The organism is Methylobacterium sp. C33D (genome assembly GCF_053345825.1).
Map to the genome: position 1 here is coordinate 1 of NZ_JBKFAV010000193.1, position 309 is coordinate 309.

At 71.5% G+C, this 309-nt stretch carries 1 protein-coding gene; it reads left to right on the forward strand.

Going from position 1 to position 309, the window contains the following annotated elements:
* The coding region (locus ACLBXO_RS31995) for a glutamate--tRNA ligase family protein (RefSeq protein WP_447687946.1) at positions 1 to 309 on the forward strand (309 nt) is incomplete at both ends.

The following is a 309-nucleotide window of genomic DNA, read 5'->3' on the forward strand; positions in this document are numbered from 1 at the left end:
CTGGGACGACCTCGTCCGCGGGCCGGCCCATGTCGACTGCGCGTCCCTGTCGGACCCGGTGCTGATCCGCGCCGACGGCAGCTACCTCTACACGCTGCCGTCGGGTGTGGACGACGCCGATCTCGGCATCACCCACGTGATCCGCGGCGAGGACCACGTCACCAACACCGGCGTGCAGGTGCAGATCTTCGAGGCCCTGGGCAAGGCCGTTCCGGTCTCCGGCCACCACAACCTGCTGACGACGGCCGACGGGGAGGGGCTATCGAAGCGCCTCGGCCACCTGTCGCTGCGCGGCCTGCGCGAGGCCGG